Origin of the sequence: Pseudomonas tumuqii, assembly GCF_013184545.1 — a bacterium.
Taxonomy (GTDB): domain Bacteria; phylum Pseudomonadota; class Gammaproteobacteria; order Pseudomonadales; family Pseudomonadaceae; genus Aquipseudomonas; species Aquipseudomonas tumuqii.
In genome coordinates this window covers 173,398-192,338 of the sequence record NZ_JAAOJA010000007.1, presented here as the reverse complement: position 1 = coordinate 192,338, position 18,941 = coordinate 173,398, and the positions used below count along the sequence as shown (strand labels likewise).

Here is an 18,941-nt window from a genome sequence, read left to right as displayed (position 1 = left end):
AATCAACCATTCCTCACGCCTATGGGCGGATCGAAGCAGAATGGCGTTGCTGCTGCGGGCCTGAAGGATCAGCGCTGTACGTTTTTGTCAGGCGTCGTGCGGCGGCGCTTGGTCCGCCCCCAGGGTCTGCTTGACGCGGTACGCCAACTGCCGGCGAGTGATGCCGAGCAGGCGTGCGGCATGGGTAAGGTTGCCATGCGCCCGCGCCACGGCGAGCTGCAACAGGCGCGCCTCGTGGACCTGCAGGTCGAAACCGTCTTCCAGCAAGGTCTCGTAAAGCCGGTCTTTCTTCGCCTCATCGGCATTGCCCACTCTACCCTCGCGGTCGATCACTGCCCCGAGAGCAGTTACCGGGGCCACCCCGGGGAACAGGTGTTCCACTTCAATTTGCCCGCCGGACGGCACCAGCAACACTGCGCGTTCCACCAGGTTTTCCAGTTCGCGGACGTTACCCGGCCAGTCATAGGCCATCAGGCCCTGCATGGCCAGATCGCTGATGCCTTGGATAGTCTTGTGGTACAGCGGTGCGTATTTTTCGGTCAATACCGAGGCCAGCACCGGAATATCCGACTTGCGCTTGCGCAGCGGCGGAATTTCCAATGGGTAGGTGGCCAGGCGGTAGTAGAGGTCGGCGCGAAAACGGCCATCGGCAATCGCCTGCTGCAAATTGACGTTAGTCGCCGCCACCAGGCGCACATTGACCTTACGCAACTTGTCATCGCCCAGACGCTCGACTTCGCCAGTTTGCAAGACGCGCAACAGCTTGACCTGGGCCGCAGATGACAGCTCGCCCAGCTCATCCAGAAACAGCGTGCCCCCATCGGCACGCTCGAACCTGCCGGGGCGTGAAGTCTGCGCCCCGGTGTAGGCACCCTTTTGCACGCCGAACAGTTCTGACTCGATCAGATCGTTGGGAATCGCAGCGCAGTTGACCGCCACGAAAGGCTTGTCGGCACGATCGCTATTTTCGTGCAGCCACTGGGCAAACACTTCCTTGCCGACACCGGTTTCGCCGAGCAGCAACACGGTTATAGGGCTGTTGGCGGCCTTACTGAGCAGACTGAAGGAGGCGCTGAAAGCCGGCGAGCTGCCCACCAGTTTGCCCGCCGGACGCTGTTCTCGCTGGCGCCCGCGCAGCTGCCACAGCTCATCTTGCAACTGCTCGAAAGAGGTTTCCTTATCTTCGGGCGGCAGACAATACTCAAGGAAGGCTTTATCGTCCCAGGCCTCGAGTGGCCGCCCTTCCAGCATGCAACTGGACGCACCACAACACACGCACTGGGTTTCACGAAAGATGATGACGCGCTTGAAGAAGCGGGTGACATAACCCGAGGCATAACCTGCCAAGTTCCAACAGGCCGTCTCATCGCTGACGCCGAACAACTGCAGATGGGACTCCGCTTCCCAAGAATTGTCGCAGTTTACGGTGCCAAAAAAACTGCCTTTTTCCCAGTCTATTTTTGCTTCGATAATAGTAGAACGCACCAAGCCCTCGAATGCGTGCAGCTCTGGTCCGATCTTGAACACGTCGTAGATGTCACCCTCGCCGTAGAGTTTCTGCGCGAGATCAGCATCATGCTGGCCGGCCGCAAAACCCATGCGAAACAGCAGCCCCTTGGCACGCTTGGGCCCAAGAGACTCAAACAGTTCTTGGCGCAAAGCGCCGAAAGCCTTGGCGTGCATCAGCAGCATGCGGTTCTCGTCGAGCCAGATTTGCCCGCTCTCGATATTGAAGCGCAGTCGTGAACGCAAATTGAAGCGTTCGACCAAGGGTTGCTCTGCCATTGAGATTCCTAAAGCCTGGCTAAATATGAGCCCGTCGAACGGCGGGCTCATCGGGCCCAGCCGAGTCGCTAGCATTTATTGTTGTATGAGCAATTTGAAGCCTTTGCTACATGGGCTTTAGTCTATGCAGTCAGCGCGACACATGCTTCCTTGACATGATGGTAGGCCTCGCGAACCAGCGGCGCCGCGCGCTCACGCACCTGCTCAAGCCTACCGCCCTGGGCTGCACTGAGCAAATCGTCACGAATGTTCCGATATGCGTCCAGCGCATGACGCAGACGGGACAAATGGGTTTTACGCACCTCGTCCAGCGCACCGGCATCGCTCTGGGCATGCCCCAGCAGCTGATCGATCTCACGGTCAAGGGCGTGGATGCGCTGAATATGCGGCAGCATCTGCTCCGTGGCACGGGCGTTTAACACCATGATGTTGTGGGCGCGGGTTTCTTCAATAACTTCCAGCATGGAGGCCACCCCATCGCGACTGACATCGATCTGGCTGGCCAGACTCTTCAGGTCTACCAGCCCCAGCATCAAGGCGCGCAAACCGGCATTGCAATCGTTGACCTTGCTGTCCAGCTCTCCGGCAAGATGGGCGACCACGCTGGAATCCTCCAGCACCTTGCTGGCATTTTGCGTCTCGTTACTGGCCCGCGCGGCTATCTCCTGCACTGAATGCAGCGTGCTGTGCGACGTAGTGGCAATGCCGCTCAACACTGCCGAGGCCTGGGTCGCGCGCGCCACGCCATCCGCAGCACCTTGGCGGGTGCGTGCCAAGCGCTGATCAAGGCGATCAATGCCCTGACCGATCAGGGAAATAATGTCTCCAACACTGAGGGTGGCGCTGCCGGTGCTTTCGGCCAGCTTGCGCACCTCATCGGCGACCACGCTGAAACCGCGCCCTTGGTCGCCAGCGCGCGCAGCCTCAATGGCAGCATTCAGAGCCAGCAGATTGGTCTGCCCGGCAATGCCCCGGATGATCGCAACGATCTCACCGATACGTGCCACTTGCTGTCGCACGCTGTCGAACTCTTCGGCCACCGAGGCCACTACCACCGAGAGATCCACCATATCACTGGCGACCTGCTGCACCTGCTCACCACCGGCGCTGACCTGATCGCGCGCGCTGATACTGGCATCTGCCAGCGCCAGGGCTTCACTTGAGGTAATCCGTGCACGCTCGGCCATGGCCTCGACTTCAGCCATGGAGTTGCGAGCCATCGCCGACTGGCGATCCGCAGTGGCCACCGCGTCGGTAAACCCTGACACCAGCGTTCCTGTAGCCACTGTCAGGTTACAGGCCAGGGAACTCATGCGTTTGACCGCTACCACCTTGTCGTGCAACACCGCCTGCAGGCGCTCGATTGAGCCAATGGCGCCGCCGGCCACGGGCACCAGATCATCGAGCAGGGCTCGGGTTTTCTCCACGGCAGCCACGACCGCTCGCTCACGCTGGCTGATTCCGCATAGTAGCCACAGCGCCAGCACGACCATTGAGGCCAGCCAGAGCCAACGCAGACCGAGGGCATCCAGACCGCAGAAGATACCAGCAGCCGCTAGTAACAGCAGCGCGAGCAAATCCCGCGGATGCAGCTTCAATTCACTGAGCATCGTCATTCCGTCCTTTTCACCCGCTTTGCGCCCACCAGGCTGCCCAGTTGCGATCAGCCTGGCTTCATCGATGGCTTAGCTCAGCCCCGCGCAACCACCGGTTGCTGGCGAAACAGAAAGTGCGCGAGCGCCGGCAACAGGATCAGCGCACCGAGCATGTTCCAGACAAACATGAAGGCTAACAAAATGCCCATATCGGCTTGAAACTTGATCGGCGACCAGGCCCAGGTGGCCACGGCGATGCCCAGGGTAATACCGGTGAGAACCACTACCTTGCCAGTGAAGATCAGGGCCCTGTAATAGGCTTCCGACAACGTCATGCCAACTTTCAAGTGCGCCATGGTTACGGTCATCACATACAACGCATAGTCGACACCGATGCCCACGCCAAGGGCTATCACTGGCAGGGTCGCCACCTTGACGCCGATATTCAACCAGACCATCAGTGCCTCACAGAGCACCGAGGTAATCATCAGCGGCACCACGGCGCAGACCACCGCACGCCACGAACGGAAGGTAATGAAGGCCAAAGCGATCACTGCTGCGTAGACTAGAAACAACATCTGCGTATTGGCTTTTTTCACCACGATGTTGGTTGCCGCCTCGACCCCGGCGTTGCCGGCGGCATTGAGGATGCGGATGTTGTCGGTACCATATTTGGCCGCAAACGCTTCTACCGTATTGACCACGCTGGTCAGGGTGTCGGCCTTGTGGTCTTTCAGGTAGGCATACACGGTCAACAGATCGCAGTTCTGGTTGAACATCTCCCGCGGCGCGCGGGTAATGATCGCGTTGAGCATTTCCTGAGAACGCGGCATCTCGAACCACTTGAGGCTGCCTTCATTCATCCCGGAATTGGCAATCTTGGCCAGCCCCGCCAGCGAACTGGTGGTTTCCACTCCGGGCAGTTGCTGCAGCTCACGGTCGAGGGCATCCACCGCACGCAGGGTGCTGTAGTGGGCGCAGGCGTATTGCGGAGTCTTGACCATGACGATAAAAACATCGCTACTGGCGGCATAGTTGGAAACCATGAAAGCGTTGTCACGGTTGTAACGCGAGTCTGCGCGCAGCTCTGGCGCCCCCGGATCGGTATCACCGATCTTGAGCTGGAAGCTGACGGTCAGGCCGAACACCCCCAGCACCAAACCCAGCACCACGGCGATGGTGGCCCAGCGGCGGCGGGTAAACAGGTCGAGGAAGGCCCAGAATGGATGCTTCTTGTGCGCCACATCGTTGGCCTCCTGCAGCTCGGCCTTGAGACTGCGCTGAGCCGCAACAGGGCTGACGCCGGTGTAAGACAGTAGAATCGGCAGCAACACCAGATTGGTGAAGATCAGCACAGCCACACCGATACTGGCGGTGACGGCCAGATCCTGAATCACCTGAATGTCGATCACCATCAGCACGGCAAAACCCACAGCATCAGCCAGCAACGCGGTCATTCCGGCGAGGAACAGACGGCGGAAGGTGTAGCGCGCCGCCACCAGCCGATGGGTGCCACGCCCCATGTCCTGCATGATGCCGTTCATCTTCTGCGCACCATGGCTCATGCCGATGGCGAACACCAGGAAGGGCACCAGTATCGAGTAAGGATCCAGCTCATAACCCAGGGTCGGCAGCAGGCCCAACAGCCATACGACCGCGATCATCGAACACAGCACTACCAGCAGAGTGCTGCGCAGGCAACGGGTGTACCAGAACAGCACTGCGGTGCAGATGGCAATGGCAGCTGCGAAGAACACCAGCACCTGCATCAGCCCATCGATCAGGTCCCCCACCACCTTGGCAAAGCCGGTGACATGGATAGCAACCTTGTCGGACTCATACTTGGCTCGCAGCTGCTCGATACGCTGTGATAAGGCGTGGTAGTCAATACGCTGCCCGGTTTCGGCGATCTTCTCCTGCAGTGGTACAAGGATGATGCTCGACTTGTAGTTGGCCGCCACTAGCTGGCCGATTTCGCCGGAGCGCTCGACGTTGATACGCACCTGTTCAATGCTCTGCGGCGAGCCATCGTAGTCGTCCGGAATCACCGGACCTCCATCCAGACCGTCCTCGGTTACGCCAGTCCAGCGCACTGCCGGCGCCCACAACGATTTCATGTACGGCCGGTCGACTCCCGGAATCAGGAACACTTCGTCGCTGAGTTTGCGCACAGTGTCCAGGTACTCGGTGTCAAAGATGTTGCCATCCTTGGCTTCCACGGCGATACGCAGGGTGTTGCCCATCCCGGCCAGTTGCTTGCGGTTCTCCAGGAAGTTGACGATGTACGGATGCCCGGTGGGAATCATCTTTTCGTAGGCGGCGTTCAGCGACAGGCCCAGAGCCTGATAACCAAGCAGCAGGGTCGTCAGCAGGCAGATCGCCACAATCACCAGGCGGTTATTGAACAGCAGCCGCTCGGCGATGGTGCCGGAGCGTTGGTCGAACTTGTTGAGATCGGCGATAACTGCATCGGCAGGCATGGACGGCATATAGCTCATGGCTTGACTCCCAAATCAATTGCGTCCGGCTCGATGCGGGCCATCCCGTGCGCGCTGGATAGAATCAGCGCACCGTCTGCCGACTCAACGATGCCGGTGATACCGGTTCCCGGCTGCACTGGCAGCGTGGTAAAGCTCTGGGCGTTGTCCGTACTGCGCAGCAATCGGCCGCTTTCGTCCGCCAGTAGCACCGAGCCGTCGTGCAGGCGCAACCCGGCGCTCAGGGTGACGGGCTGGCCGACTTCAGCCTTCTGCCAACTTGCGCCGTCGTCCAGACTGCGCCAGGCGTTGCCCCGCAGCCCGAAGGCCAGTAAGCCTTGCCCGTCGAGGTTGAGCGCGCCGAAAAAAGTGCCGCTGTAAGGCGTCGTCATTTCAACAAAACTGCTGCCGCCATCCATGGAGCGAAACAAGGCGCCCTGCTCGCCACAGATCAGCAGTTGCTGATCCTTTATCTGCACCTGATACAGGTGCTTACCACGCGGATTAGGTATATTGCTCACCAGCGACTGCCAGCTTTTACCTCCATCGCGGGTTTCCAGGGCCAGCCCATAGGCACCCACGACATAACCGTGGTTCTCGCTCTGAAACGTCACATCAAGGAAGGGTTTGTCCGGGCCATCCTTGACCAAGTACTCCGCACTGCGCACGGCGTTATCAGCCCCTGCCCCACCCGAAGCGACCCGCTGGCGGGCATCCTTTAGAATGATCTGGGCAGCCTGGTTGCCATCGAGCTGGCGCAACCAGGTCTCGCCGCCATCAGCGCTGTGCAGCACCACGCCACTGTGACCAACGGCCCAGCCATGACTGGCCGAAACAAAATGCACATCAGTCAGCGCCACGCTCACGGGCACATGTTTTGCCTGCCGCCAGGTATGGCCACCATCATCGGAAAGCTGCACGATACCTCGCTCCCCCACCGCCACCAGGCGTTCGCCGGCACGGCCGACTGCCAGTTGCAAACTCTGCTGTGCTCGCCTGCTTTCCAGCGCAGGGAGATCAAGAAGATCGGGAACGGACTGCTTGTTTTCGGCCAGGGCGACACCCGACCAGCAGACAACGGCAATAATTGCAGCAGCTAACAACGGATGGCGGAGCAGCGAATTGTGCGCGGACATGGTACGTACTCAACTCCAACACGCCCCCGCGACTTCGCCGTCATGCGCGGCGCCTGCGGTGCGGGCGAGTCATGGAAAGGGAGCCGGCAACCTGACAGCAGTCAGGTGCCGGAACTGCAGGCGAACAGAGGTACTTAGCGCACGCCTTCGGCCGCTACAGCATCACCTGTGAAGTAAGTCTCGGGGTGCGGCTTGACCATTATTCGGTACTTGGCATCGTTGAGCGACACGGTAGTACTCATGGTATTGGCCTGCAGGTTGAAGATGTGAGCCGGCTTCACCGACAGCATAGGTACCTGCGGCAGAACAAACGGCGTAGTTTGGGTAGTCCGCCACAGCTTACCTTCACTGTCGTAGCCGTCCATCAGCAGGATCACCCAGGAATCTTCATCCAGGTAGTAAGTACGTTTTGGCACTGCATGGCGTTTTCCACTTGCCACGGTCGCTTCCACTTCCCAAACGCGATGCAGCTCCCAACGCATTTTATCCGGGTTCAAGTGATGCTCGCCGTAGGCCTCATCCACCGACGCGGTGACTATCTCGTTATCGTTATAAGGCACGTACATTTCACGCTTGCCGACCAGTTTCCAGTCAAAGCGGTCGATATGCCCCATCAGACCCATTACTTCGTCGAAGTAGTTGGCACCCGAGGCTACAAAGTCCGGCGTGTCATAAGCCACGGTCGGTGCGCGGCGCACACGGCGCTGGCCAACCAGATACTGCCAAGCTTGACGTGACTGGCTGACATCGATGCTATCGCGGAACACCAGCGACTCACCCGCCTTGAATGGCGGAGCGATAGTGGCGAAGCGCATCAGGAAGTATTCACCACTCCAGGTGTCGGCCGAACCATCCGCGTAGTAGTAGGGATACTGCATGGCCATTTCATTTTCAGTGGCAATCACCCGGCTACCATCAGCGGTAAGAATGACGTTCTTGAAGCGGTCTACTTCCATTCCCGGATTTTCCACCCGTAGCAGGTGGTTCCAGATAGCTTCCGTACCGTTCTGCGGCATCGGGAAAGGTATGCCGCCGTAACAACCGGACAGCGAAAAGCCACCTTCTGTTGTTTTACACTCGGTCGCATTGCGCAGGGTGTTGTCATATACCTTTTGCAACGCCATCCCGGTACGGTGCGTCGGGTACACATCTACACGGAAGCTGGGGAACTTGTTGAGTAGTGCCAGGGTGCCCTCAGACAGTCGCTCAGCATGCTCAGCCATGTTTGCTGCGGTAATTTGCAACACCGGCTTTTCACCGGCAAATACCGTGGCAGGAATATCGCCCACCATCTCACTTGAGGCATTAACTGTAAGGTTCGTCTTCCACTCCGGGATACTGCCGTCAGCATTGCCTGCTCGCTCACCACCCAGCGGGGTCAAGGTGCTTTTCAGGGCTTCAGCCTGCTCGGCAGTGACTGCTGCCTGCGCGCCATTGGTACCCACCAGAATCGCCGTTAGGGCTATATAAATCGCTGTTTTCTTGTGCATTGTTTTTATCCTCAAACCTGGTAGATACCAATCAGAACGTGCGTTGGATCGACAGCGAAATGAAATCGCGGTCACCGTGGAAGTTCTTGTAGGAAAGTTCTGGAGCAGCAGTGTCGTAGTTGATCACCGAGCCATCAGAACCGTAATAGTGGGTGAAATTCAGACTGGTTTGTACGGTCTTCTGGTATTCAGCCTTGATACCGATACTGACGTTGCCGCCGTTCTCGGAGGGGAACAGCACACCGTTAACTGATGACCGTCCGAATAGTCCGTAACCCAGCCCAATCGGAACCTGAAGATCGACGCCCGGCATGACCTGAAAGTACTCGGGGGTAAAGATGAATTGCAGCGCGCCGGCATCGCGGGTTGCCAGCGGATCCAGTTGATCGCGGTTATCGGTGACACTTAGGCGACGGTTGAAGGCAAACTCACCGATAAACGATGCCGCGTCCCAAATCGAATTTTCACTGAATACGGAAATGGCCGACAAGTTCAGGTGCAGGGTACGGCCAACGGGGAAGGCGGCGTTGTTATCGCCATCCGCGCCCAGGCTTGCGGGCAGAATCACGGTGTTGCCAGAGGCCACGAGGGGCATGTTGTCGCGGAACGACATCTCGGCAGCCACGTTGGTTTCACCCACCAGGGTACTGACACTGAAACCTACAGTACGGATATCTTCGGCATACACCTGCTCGTAGACGCCGATATCCGGGTACAGATAGAACTGCGGCATCTTGTCGTGGAACTGCGCGGCATAAACACCGAATTCGTAGTCGCCGGAAGTGATCCTCATCTGCACGCCGCCCTGCCCCGAGTCTTTGGCATCGATATCATCGCCACGCGTGGCAAGGCCAAACGGAGTGATCAACCCCTCACCACCCTCATCAACAAAGTCGGCAAAGCTGAAGTAGCTGCCGGCACCCGGCAAACGGCTCTTGCGCCATTCAAGCTGGTAATAAGCCCCGACCGATACATTCGAGTTGATCTGCAACTGCCCAGAAACCTGGCCAATGGGGCGCAAGATTTCCTTGAACTGGGAGTTCGGCACCGACAGTGCCTTGATCAGATCGAGCGAAGTTTGTGCGCCCGCAATACCATTGTTACCGAAGAACAGGCTTTCACCATACAGCTGGGTAAAGCGCCCGGCCTTGAGGTTTAGGCCCATGTCGCCAGGGGCAAAACTGCCATACACGAACGCATCCAGCAGCTCGGCCTTGCGCCCGTGCAGCTTCTCGGTGTCATCGGTAAATTCGTCATAATCCACCGAACGCGAGTTGACCAAGGCGCCACCGAAAGCACCCGGATTGTCGTTCGATTTGTTATAGACATCGTCGTACCAAGCCGCGCCGCTCAGGCGTAGACCATACTTGCGCTTGTAGCGCAGATCGAACTCGGAAAGCAGGTCAAGGCGATTGGAGATCAGCCCCTTGTCGAAGTTCTGATCACCGTCGTTGGTATTGGCCTGCACCCCTATAGAGTTATCCGCCACACGACTTTTGATATCGCCCACACGCCAGGCCGCGCTGTACTTGACGGTGTTGTCCCATGACATGCGCAGGTCAGGGTTGCCGGAATCAATTTGGAAGGCAAGAGCTGGACTGGTGGCGCTTACTCCAGCACAGGCACCTGCAATGGCGAGAAACATCATCTTTAGGCGAAATTTTGGCAGACTGGCTCTAGGCACCATGTCGAGATCCTCAGCTTGTTATTTTTGTGTTGGGGTCACAAACCATCAGAAACGCGCAGCTCGCTCCATGGGGTAGTGCCGTCAAAATCAAGGCTATTACCGTCGAGGATTACCGTCCAATACCATAAAATCAACGACTCAATACCTTGTGGGTATGATAATCCGTTATGATTAGCACGCCTTTAAGACCCCTGCCGGATCGCAAAAGGTAATGGCGGATCACAGGGGAACAAGGAAATTTATCCTGTAGCGCAACCACCTGAGCGCTTAAAGCGCCCCCCCCCCCCCCAAACTTCACTCAGAACAAGGCGGCACCATGGAACTACGTCATTTGCGCTATTTCATCGCCGTCGCCGAAGAGAAAAATATCGGCCGCGCCGCTGTCCGCCTGCATATTTCCCAACCGCCCCTGACACGGCAGATTCAGCAACTGGAAGAGGACCTGGGCGTGCAACTGTTTACCCGCACGCCCCGCGGGATGGAACTGACGCCGGCGGGCGAACTGCTACTTGAGGAAGCGCGTAACATTCGCTCAGTGGTTGAACAAGCAACAGAGCGCACTCAAAGGGCAGGCCAAGGCAAACTTGGCAGGCTAGATATTGCAATCTTCGGCTCAGGGATTCTCGACACGATTCCCAAACTTCTACTGATTTTTCGCAGCGCCTTTCCAGATGTGAAAGTTGTCCTTCACAACATGAACAAGGAGGCCCAAATCGAAGCCTTGCGGCAGCGACGAATCGATGCTGGCTTCAACAGGTTCATCGCACCTTTAAACGACATTGCCAATGAGATCGTGACCACAGAGAAACTTCTGCTTGCGGTCAATGAGGATCATGCCCTAGCACGTGAGACAACAATTCCATTTCGAGTGCTGGCTGATCATCCTCTTATCGTATTTCCCTCCGGGCCACGCCCTAGCTTTGTCGACAAGGTAATGAACATGTGCCACCAGAAGGGTTTCACTCCACAAATTGCCCAAGAGGTTGGCGATACGGTGACCGGCGTGGCCCTGGTAGCAAGTAATTTCGGCGTATGCCTGGTCCCGGAGTCTGCCACCGTGCTTGCTCTCCCCGGCGTAGTTTATCGCCCTATAAGTGATCTTCCAGAGAACTCTGGCGTTGACTTGAATTGCATTTATCGAGCTGATGACCAATCACCGATACTCAAGTCCTTCTTGGACACAGTTCGAGATTTTCGGGATAAATCCAACTAGCGGCGGTCAGCGCATCGATTGGCCGAAAAAAAGGAGGCTCATATTTGTCGGACTATGGCCGTAGCTAAAATTGAAGAGCGTACGAAAACCGGCAGCGGGCGTTTCGTTCTGCTTAACGAGCGAGCTTTGCACGCTTTGAGGTTTGCCCAGGAATACGCCGAGCGGCGCAAAAACGGTGTTGGCGCAGTGAAGACGACGCCCTATGTATTCCCTCCGTCCAAGAGCCAGGAGCACGTCAAGGAAACGTCCAACGTGCACCACCAATAGCGCCCGACCCTAGCGGCCCTCGGGTCAGGTGTCGGCCACCATACAACTGCCGCCACACCTATGCGACAATATGCTTAATGTCCGGCCTCAATCCCGCATTTATTGCCCAGCAACTGGGTCATAGCGTGCAAATGCTGCTCTCGACCTATGCCCGCTGGCTCAACTCAAGCTCCGATTGGGGCGAGCTGGAAAAACTGCAAATTGGTATCAAATCGGTATCAGCAGAATCCAGCCCGCTCTAAGTTATTGATAGGAAAGACCCTTGATCTCCACCGCTAACATCACCATGCAATTCGGGGCCAAACCCCTGTTCGAGAACGTTTCCGTCAAGTTTGGCGGCGGCAACCGCTACGGCCTGATCGGGGCGAACGGCTGCGGCAAGTCGACCTTCATGAAAATTCTCGGCGACGATCTGGAGCCGAGCGGTGGTCAGGTGATGCTGGAGCCGAACGTGCGCCTGGGCAAACTGCGCCAGGATCAGTTCGCCTACGAAGAGTTCAGCGTGATCGACACCGTGATCATGGGCCACGAGGAATTGTGGAAGGTCAAAGCCGAACGCGACCGCATCTATTCCTTGCCGGAAATGAGCGAAGACGACGGCATGGCCGTGGCCGAGCTGGAAACCGATTTCGCCGAAATGGACGGTTACACCGCCGAATCCCGCGCCGGCGAGCTGCTGATGGGCCTCGGTATTCCGCTGGCCCAGCATTTCGGCCCGATGAGCGAAGTCGCCCCGGGTTGGAAACTGCGCGTGCTGCTGGCCCAGGCGCTGTTCTCCGATCCGGAAGTGCTGCTGCTCGACGAGCCGACCAACCACCTGGACATCAACACCATCCGCTGGCTGGAAAACATCCTGACCCAGCGCAACAGCACCATGATCATCATTTCCCACGACCGCCACTTCCTCAACAGTGTGTGCACTCACATGGCGGATCTGGATTACTGCGAACTGCGCCTGTTCCCGGGCAACTACGACGAGTACATGACCGCGGCCACCCAGTCGCGCGAGCAACTGCTGTCGGACAACGCCAAGAAGAAGGCCCAGATCAACGAGCTGCAGTCCTTCGTCAGCCGCTTCTCGGCCAACGCCTCGAAAGCCAAGCAGGCCACTTCACGCGCCAAGCAGATCGACAAGATCCAGCTGGCCGAGGTCAAGCCGTCGAGCCGGATCAGCCCGTTCATCCGCTTCGAGCAGAACAAGAAGCTGCACCGCCAGGCCGTGATCGTCGACAGCATGGCCAAGGGTTTCGACGGCAAGCCGCTGTTCAAGAACTTCAGCTTTACCGTCGAGGCCGGCGAGCGCGTGGCCATCATCGGCCCCAACGGCATCGGCAAGACCACCCTGCTGCGCACCCTGGTCGGCGAGCTGTACCCGGACGCCGGCACCGTCAAATGGACCGAAAGCGCCGAACTGGGCTACTACGCCCAGGACCACGCCTCCGACTTCGAAGACGAGAGCAACCTGTTCGACTGGATGGGCCGCTGGACCCAGGGCGGCGAGCAACTGGTACGCGGCACCCTCGGCCGCATGCTGTTCTCCAACGACGAGATCCTCAAGTCGGTGAAGGTGATTTCCGGTGGTGAGCAAGGGCGCATGCTGTTCGGCAAGCTGATCCTGCAAAAGCCCAACGTGCTGGTGATGGACGAACCGACCAACCACCTCGACATGGAATCCATCGAGGCGCTCAACCTGGCGCTGGAGAACTACCCGGGCACGCTGATCTTCGTCAGCCACGACCGCGAGTTCGTCGGCTCCCTGGCCACGCGCATCATCGAACTCTCCGCCAGCGGCGTAATCGACTTCAGCGGCACCTACGACGACTACCTGCGCAGCCAGGGCCTGATCGCCTGATCCAGGTTGGCTGAGCTTTAGCCGCACACGGCCTGCGGCGGGTGAGACCCTACGGATCGCGGATTACCCCAGATCAGCACCCAACAAAAAGCCCCGCACTAGGCGGGGCTCGGGTTCAGCTCAGGCACGTCTCAGAGCATGCAGACCCCAGGCTGGGTGCTTTGTGCCAGGTCCATCAGTTCACGGTTGGCGACCGCGTACATGGCGTAATCGGTACCTGTCGCCGCACGCAACTCGCCAAGCATGGTTTTCCAGCGATCGACCAGCCGCCGATGCTGTTCCAGCCAGACCACCACCCGCTGTTCGATCTCAGCCGGGGCCTCGAGCATCTGCAGCACCGACACGGTGATCGCCCGCTGCTGCCAGTCCAGATCGTCACGGAAGGCTTCCCGTGCCAGGGCCTGCCAGTTGCTTTCCACCGTCAGACTGGTGATCTGCTGCAGGTACCAGGACAGTTCCAGCGCCCCGCCAACCGCGAAGTAGGACGCGGCAACCCGCGCCGGATCCTGGGCGGTGACATCCGAGGCTTCGATGATCGGCAGCAGGGTGTACAGGTGACTGGTCCCAGCCACCATACGCGCCAGCACCTCAGGCACACCGGCCTCGACATAGGCCTGGAAGCGCGCCTGCCACTGCTCGCGCGCCGGACCTTCGAGCAGCCCGTCCAGGCTCATGGTCAACGCTTCGATGCGCGGCGCGAAATGCGCCACGTCGTGCGCCGCATCCAGCTCATTGCGCCGGCTACGCAGGAACCAGCGGGTGGCCCGGCGGCCCAGGCGCATCAGCTCGTCCATCATCTGCAGTTGCAGCTCGGCCGGCACCTGATAATCCAGCGCCTCGATCTGCTTCCACCAATGCGGCAGGCGGAACACATCGCGCACGACCACATAGGCCCTGGCGACGTTGGCCGAGCTCATGCCGGTAGATTCCTTCAGGCGCTGCACGAAGGTGATGCCCATGTGGTTGATCAGGTCGTTGGCGATCTGCGTGCTGACGATCTCGCGCTTGAGACGATGGCGACGCATCGGCTCGCCGAACTTCTTCGCCAGCAACGGCGGGAAGGCGGTCTCCATCTCGCGGGCCAGGTACTCGTCGTCCGGCACCAGGGATTTGAGCAGCGACTCCTTCAGGTCGATCTTGCTGTAGGAGATCAGCACCGCCAGCTCCGGACGGGTCAGGCCCTGGCCTTTGGCGGCGCGCTCGTTGAGTTCGTCGTCGGACGGCAGGAACTCCAGGCCGCGATCCAGCTTACCGGCCGCTTCCAGTCCCGCCATGACCCGCTTGTACTCGCCCAGCCGCTCACGAGCACGCCGTTCGGCCAGTGACAGCGCCTGGGTCTGCTTGTAGTTGTTGGCCAACACCAGGCCGCCCACCGCATCGGTCATCTCGACCAGCAGCTTGTTGCGCTGCTTGCCGGTCATGTCGCCGGCCGTAACGATCTCGTTGAGCAGGATCTTGATGTTCACTTCATGGTCGGAGCAGTCCACCCCGGCGGCGTTATCGATGAAGTCGGTAAAGCTCGCCCCGCCGTTGAGGCCATACTCGACGCGCCCCAGCTGGGTCATGCCGAGGTTACCGCCCTCGCCCATGACTTTCGCCCGCAGCTCGCGACCGTCGACGCGCAACGCATCGTTGGCCTTGTCGCCCACATCGGCATGGTTTTCCTGGCTCGACTTGACGTAAGTGCCGATGCCGCCGTTCCAGATCAGGTCCACCGGCGCCTTGAGCAGCGCATTGAGCAGTTCGTTGGGCGCCAGCTTGTCGGCGCTGATATCGAAACGCTCTTTCATTTCCGTGCTGATGGCGATGCTCTTGGCGCTGCGCAGGAAGAGTCCGCCACCCGCCGAAATCAGCGAAGTGTCGTAATCGGCCCAGCTCGAACGGGGCAAATCGAACAGCCGCTGGCGCTCGACGAAACTGCTGGCCGCATCCGGGTTGGGATCGATGAAGATGTGCAGGTGGTTGAAGGCCGCGACCAGTTGCAGCTTGTCCGACAGCAGCAGGCCGTTGCCGAACACGTCACCGGCCATGTCGCCGATGCCGATCACCGTGATGGGATCCTTCTGCACGTCGATGCCGCGCTCGCGGAAGTGGCGCTGCACCGAAACCCAGGCGCCCTTGGCGGTAATGCCCATGCCCTTGTGGTCGTAACCGGCCGAACCGCCGGAAGCGAAGGCGTCGCCCAGCCAGAAGCCGTACTCGGCGGCGATACCGTTGGCGATATCGGAGAAGGTCGCGGTGCCCTTGTCGGCGGCGACCACCAGGTAGGGATCGTCCTTATCGTGGCGCACCACGTTGACCGGCGGCACCACCGCGCCTTCCTTGAGGTTGTCGGTGATGTCGAGCAGGCCGCTGATGAAGATCCGGTAGCAGGCGATACCCTCGGCCATGATCTCGTCACGCGAGCCGCCTAGCGGCATGCGCCGCGGCAGGAAGCCGCCCTTGGCGCCCATCGGCACGATGACGGCGTTCTTCACCTGCTGCGCCTTGACCAGGCCCAGCACTTCGGTGCGGAAGTCTTCTTCACGATCCGACCAGCGCAAACCACCGCGGGCGACATCGCCGAAGCGCAGGTGCACGCCTTCGACGCGCGGCGAATAGACGAATATCTCGAACTTGGGCGTCGGCTTGGGAATGTCCGGAATCGCCCGCGGGTTGAGCTTGAAGCTGAAGTAGGACTTGTTCTGCCCCGCGGCATCGGGCTGGTAGAAGTTGGTGCGCAGGGTGGCCTTGATCAGGTCCAGGTAGCGTCGCAGGATGCGGTCTTCGTTGAGCACCGCCACGTTGTCCAGTGCAGCCAGGATGGCCTGCTCCAGCTTCTGCTGCTTGCTCTCCAGGTCTTCGGCGCCGAGTTTGCGCGCCAGGTAGAAGCGGGTCTTGAACAGCCGCACCAATTCCTTGGCGATGTTGGCGTGGTTGACCAGGGTACTGGCGATATAACCGAGGTCGAAGCCCAGGCGAATCTGCTTCAAATAACGTGCATAGGCGCGCAGCAGCGCCACGTCCCGCCACGGCATGGCCGCCGTCAGCACCAGGCGGTTGAAGGCGTCGTTCTCGGCGTCGCCACCGACGATGTGGACGAAGGCATCCTGCAGGGTGTCGTTGAGCTGCTGGATATCGACATCCAGGCCTTCGGCGTAGGTGAAGGCGAAATCGTGGATCCAGAACTCGCGGCCGTTCTGCTGGTGCAGCCGGTACGGAAACTCACCGAGCACGCGCAGGCCGAGGTTCTCCAGAATCGGCAGCACGTCCGACAGCGGCAACGGCGTGTCGGCGTGGTACAGCTTGCAATGCAGCTGCTGACCGGCCTGGGCCAACGGCTGGTAGAAACTCATCACCAGCGGCCGCTCGCTGCTCAGGCTGAGCAGGTGCTGCATATCGACCACCGCCGAATGCGGGGCGAAACGTTCGCGGTAACCGGCCGGGAAACCACTGGGGAAGTCCGCCAGCACATTGGTGCCCTGGGCTTCGCCGAAGTTTTCCACCATCAGGCTGGCGTAATCGTCCTTCCACGAACGACAGGCCTGAATGACTTCCCTCTCCAGGCGTAGCGGGTCGATCTGCAGCTTGTTCTTCGGATCGACACGCAGGATGAACTGCACCCGCGCCAGTACCGACTCGGAGAAGAAGGTCCAGAATTCGCAATCGGTGGCTTGCAGGCGCTCCATCAGCACCTGCTGGATCTTCAGGCGGGTCTCGGTGGAATAGACATCGCGCGGCACATAGACCAGGCAGTAGCAGAACCGCCCATAGGGGTCGCGGCGCAGGAACACGCGGATCTTGTTGCGCTCCTGAATCTGCACGATGGCCATGGCGGTATCGCACAGGTCATCGACCGGGGTCTGGAACAGGTCGTCACGCGGCAGCACTTCCAGCACCTGGGCCAGTTCCTTGCCCAGGTGCGCCTTGCTGTCGAAGCCGGCGCGCTGCTCGATCACCGCGACCTTACGGCGGATATAGGGGATGTTCCACACGCTCTCGGCATACACCGCCGAGGTGTACAGGCCCATGAAGCGACATTCCTTGATCACCCGCCCCTTGCTGTCCAGCGCACGCACCGACACCAGATCAGGATAGGCCGGACGGTGCACACGGCTCGGCACCGCAGCCTTGGCAAAAGACAACAGCAATGGCTCGCGCAGGTAGCTGAGCGCTTCCGGCTCGATGCTCAGGTCCTCGCTCTTGAGGCCGCTGCGCAAACGCTTGGACAGGCCCAGCAGGGACTGCTCGTCGTAGACGATGGTGCCGCCACCCGGCGCATCGACCACGGTGAACTCTTCATAGCCGAGGAAGGTGAAGTGGTTATCCAGCAACCAGCTCAGGAAAACCTTGATTTCCTCGAGTTCGGCGGCCTCGACATTGAGTTTTGCGCTGCCCAGCCAGGCCAGTAGTTCCTGGGCCTTGGCCTTCATCGGCTGAAAATCGGCGACGCTCAGGAGCACTTCGGCAAACACTTCATGCAGGGCTTTTTCCAGGGTTCGCAGCTCGCCGGCGCTGGCGCAACGATCGATCTCCAGGAACATCAGCGCTTCCTGCAGCACGCCCTCACCCTGAGTGCCCTTGGGCAGGATTTCCAGCAGCTCGCCCTGCTTGTTGCGGCGCACGCTGAACACGCTGTTCTGCAGGGTGTGGATGCTGTAACCGCGGCGGTTCAGCTCCATGCGCGCCGAGTCGACCAGGAACGGGATATCGCTGCGCAGGATTTCCACGGCGGTATGAGTCGACTGCCAGCCGTGCTTTTCATAATCGGGGTTGAAGGCGCGAATTTCAGTCTTGCTGTGATCGAAGCGCTGCAACATGCGCCAGGATGACAGGGTGCAACCGACCAGGTCGGAAAGCCGGCGCTGGGTAAGTTCGTCAAGCGCGATGATGCCGAAGAATTGCTCGGCGAACAGCGCGACTTGTGGCAATGCTTGTTCACTGACGTGCTGCGCCAGGGCCGCTTGCAGTTGGTGCTGGAAGTCGGCTTTGCTGGCCGCCGTAAAGAACGCCATGTTTATTATGCTCCGGTTGGCTTGAGATTCGATTAGCAGGCTTAGGGCAGTCGCGAGTCTTGCGCTTACGCCACAACGTTAGTCCATGTGGCAATTGCTGCGTTCAAAATGCTTGCTCCATGGTTATGGCGACATCGGCGACTCGCTGGTCACATTTGCCGCATGAGCTTAACGACGGAACACCTTGCAACGCTTGCCACGCTGCGACATTTTCTTTCACCACAGATACTTCGCCGGAAAAAACTCGCCGACTGCCCGCCTGGCAGCGGCCTTGGTTCAGCGCTAATCGACATATTTTCCCTGCCCCACCAATTAACAGGCCGTTGAAAAACGTAGGCGAGGCAGCCGAGGCTAGGCAAAAACAGGCGAAAAAGCGCAGTTTACGTGTTGTAAATGAGCATTTTGAGCCTGTTTTTAACGACGCATCGGCAACGCAGGTAGTTTT

8 protein-coding genes and 2 pseudogenes are annotated in these 18,941 nt (G+C 59.3%); 3 read left to right on the top strand and 7 right to left on the bottom strand.

The features are described from left to right. Positions 1-87: 87 nt before the first annotated feature. The 6 genes and pseudogenes from G9C89_RS14850 to G9C89_RS14825 form a co-directional block, all read right to left on the bottom strand. Complete coding sequence (locus tag G9C89_RS14850) at positions 88-1,785, bottom strand: sigma-54-dependent Fis family transcriptional regulator (RefSeq protein ID WP_172149457.1); 1,698 nt, start codon at positions 1,783-1,785, stop codon at positions 88-90. A 122-nt stretch (positions 1,786-1,907) separates the two neighbouring features. Next, positions 1,908-2,783 (bottom strand): annotated as a pseudogene (locus tag G9C89_RS25535) (methyl-accepting chemotaxis protein); the annotation flags it as partial. Between the two features lie 692 nt (positions 2,784-3,475). After that, positions 3,476-5,878 carry an efflux RND transporter permease subunit gene (locus tag G9C89_RS14840; protein ID WP_172149308.1) on the bottom strand — a complete coding sequence of 801 codons (2,403 nt, stop codon included), beginning with the start codon at positions 5,876-5,878 and terminating at the stop codon, positions 3,476-3,478. Beyond that, positions 5,875-6,993, bottom strand: a complete 1,119-nt coding sequence (locus G9C89_RS14835; protein ID WP_172149306.1) for a WD40/YVTN/BNR-like repeat-containing protein — start codon at positions 6,991-6,993, stop codon at positions 5,875-5,877. Before G9C89_RS14835 ends, G9C89_RS14840 begins: the two co-directional genes overlap by 4 nt. Positions 6,994-7,127: 134 nt before the next feature. After that, positions 7,128-8,483 (bottom strand): DUF1329 domain-containing protein, encoded by a 1,356-nt coding sequence (locus G9C89_RS14830; RefSeq protein WP_172149304.1) that lies wholly within the window; start codon positions 8,481-8,483, stop codon positions 7,128-7,130. Positions 8,484-8,514: 31 nt separating this feature from the next. Next, a complete protein-coding gene (locus G9C89_RS14825) occupies positions 8,515-10,170 on the bottom strand; it encodes a DUF1302 domain-containing protein (RefSeq protein WP_172149302.1) in 1,656 nt (551 codons plus the stop codon). 316 nt (positions 10,171-10,486) lie between these two features. On the opposite strand from G9C89_RS14825, the gene G9C89_RS14820 reads away from it, so the two are divergent. The 3 genes and pseudogenes from G9C89_RS14820 (at position 10,487) to G9C89_RS14810 (ending at position 13,502) form a co-directional block, all read left to right on the top strand. Continuing rightward, the gene (locus tag G9C89_RS14820) at positions 10,487-11,383 is read left to right on the top strand and encodes a LysR substrate-binding domain-containing protein (RefSeq protein WP_172149300.1); all 897 of its coding nucleotides are present in this window, start codon (positions 10,487-10,489) and stop codon (positions 11,381-11,383) included. A 24-nt stretch (positions 11,384-11,407) separates the two neighbouring features. Further along, positions 11,408-11,892: pseudogene (locus G9C89_RS14815) on the top strand (site-specific integrase); the annotation flags it as partial. A gap of 20 nt (positions 11,893-11,912) precedes the next feature. Further along, complete coding sequence (locus tag G9C89_RS14810; protein WP_172149298.1) at positions 11,913-13,502, top strand: ABC-F family ATPase; 1,590 nt, start codon at positions 11,913-11,915, stop codon at positions 13,500-13,502. A gap of 131 nt (positions 13,503-13,633) precedes the next feature. Here the strand turns inward: G9C89_RS14810 and G9C89_RS14805 are convergent, their stop codons facing one another. After that, positions 13,634-18,496, bottom strand: a complete 4,863-nt coding sequence (locus G9C89_RS14805) for an NAD-glutamate dehydrogenase (protein WP_172149296.1) — start codon at positions 18,494-18,496, stop codon at positions 13,634-13,636. Between the last annotated feature and the right edge of the window lie 445 nt (positions 18,497-18,941).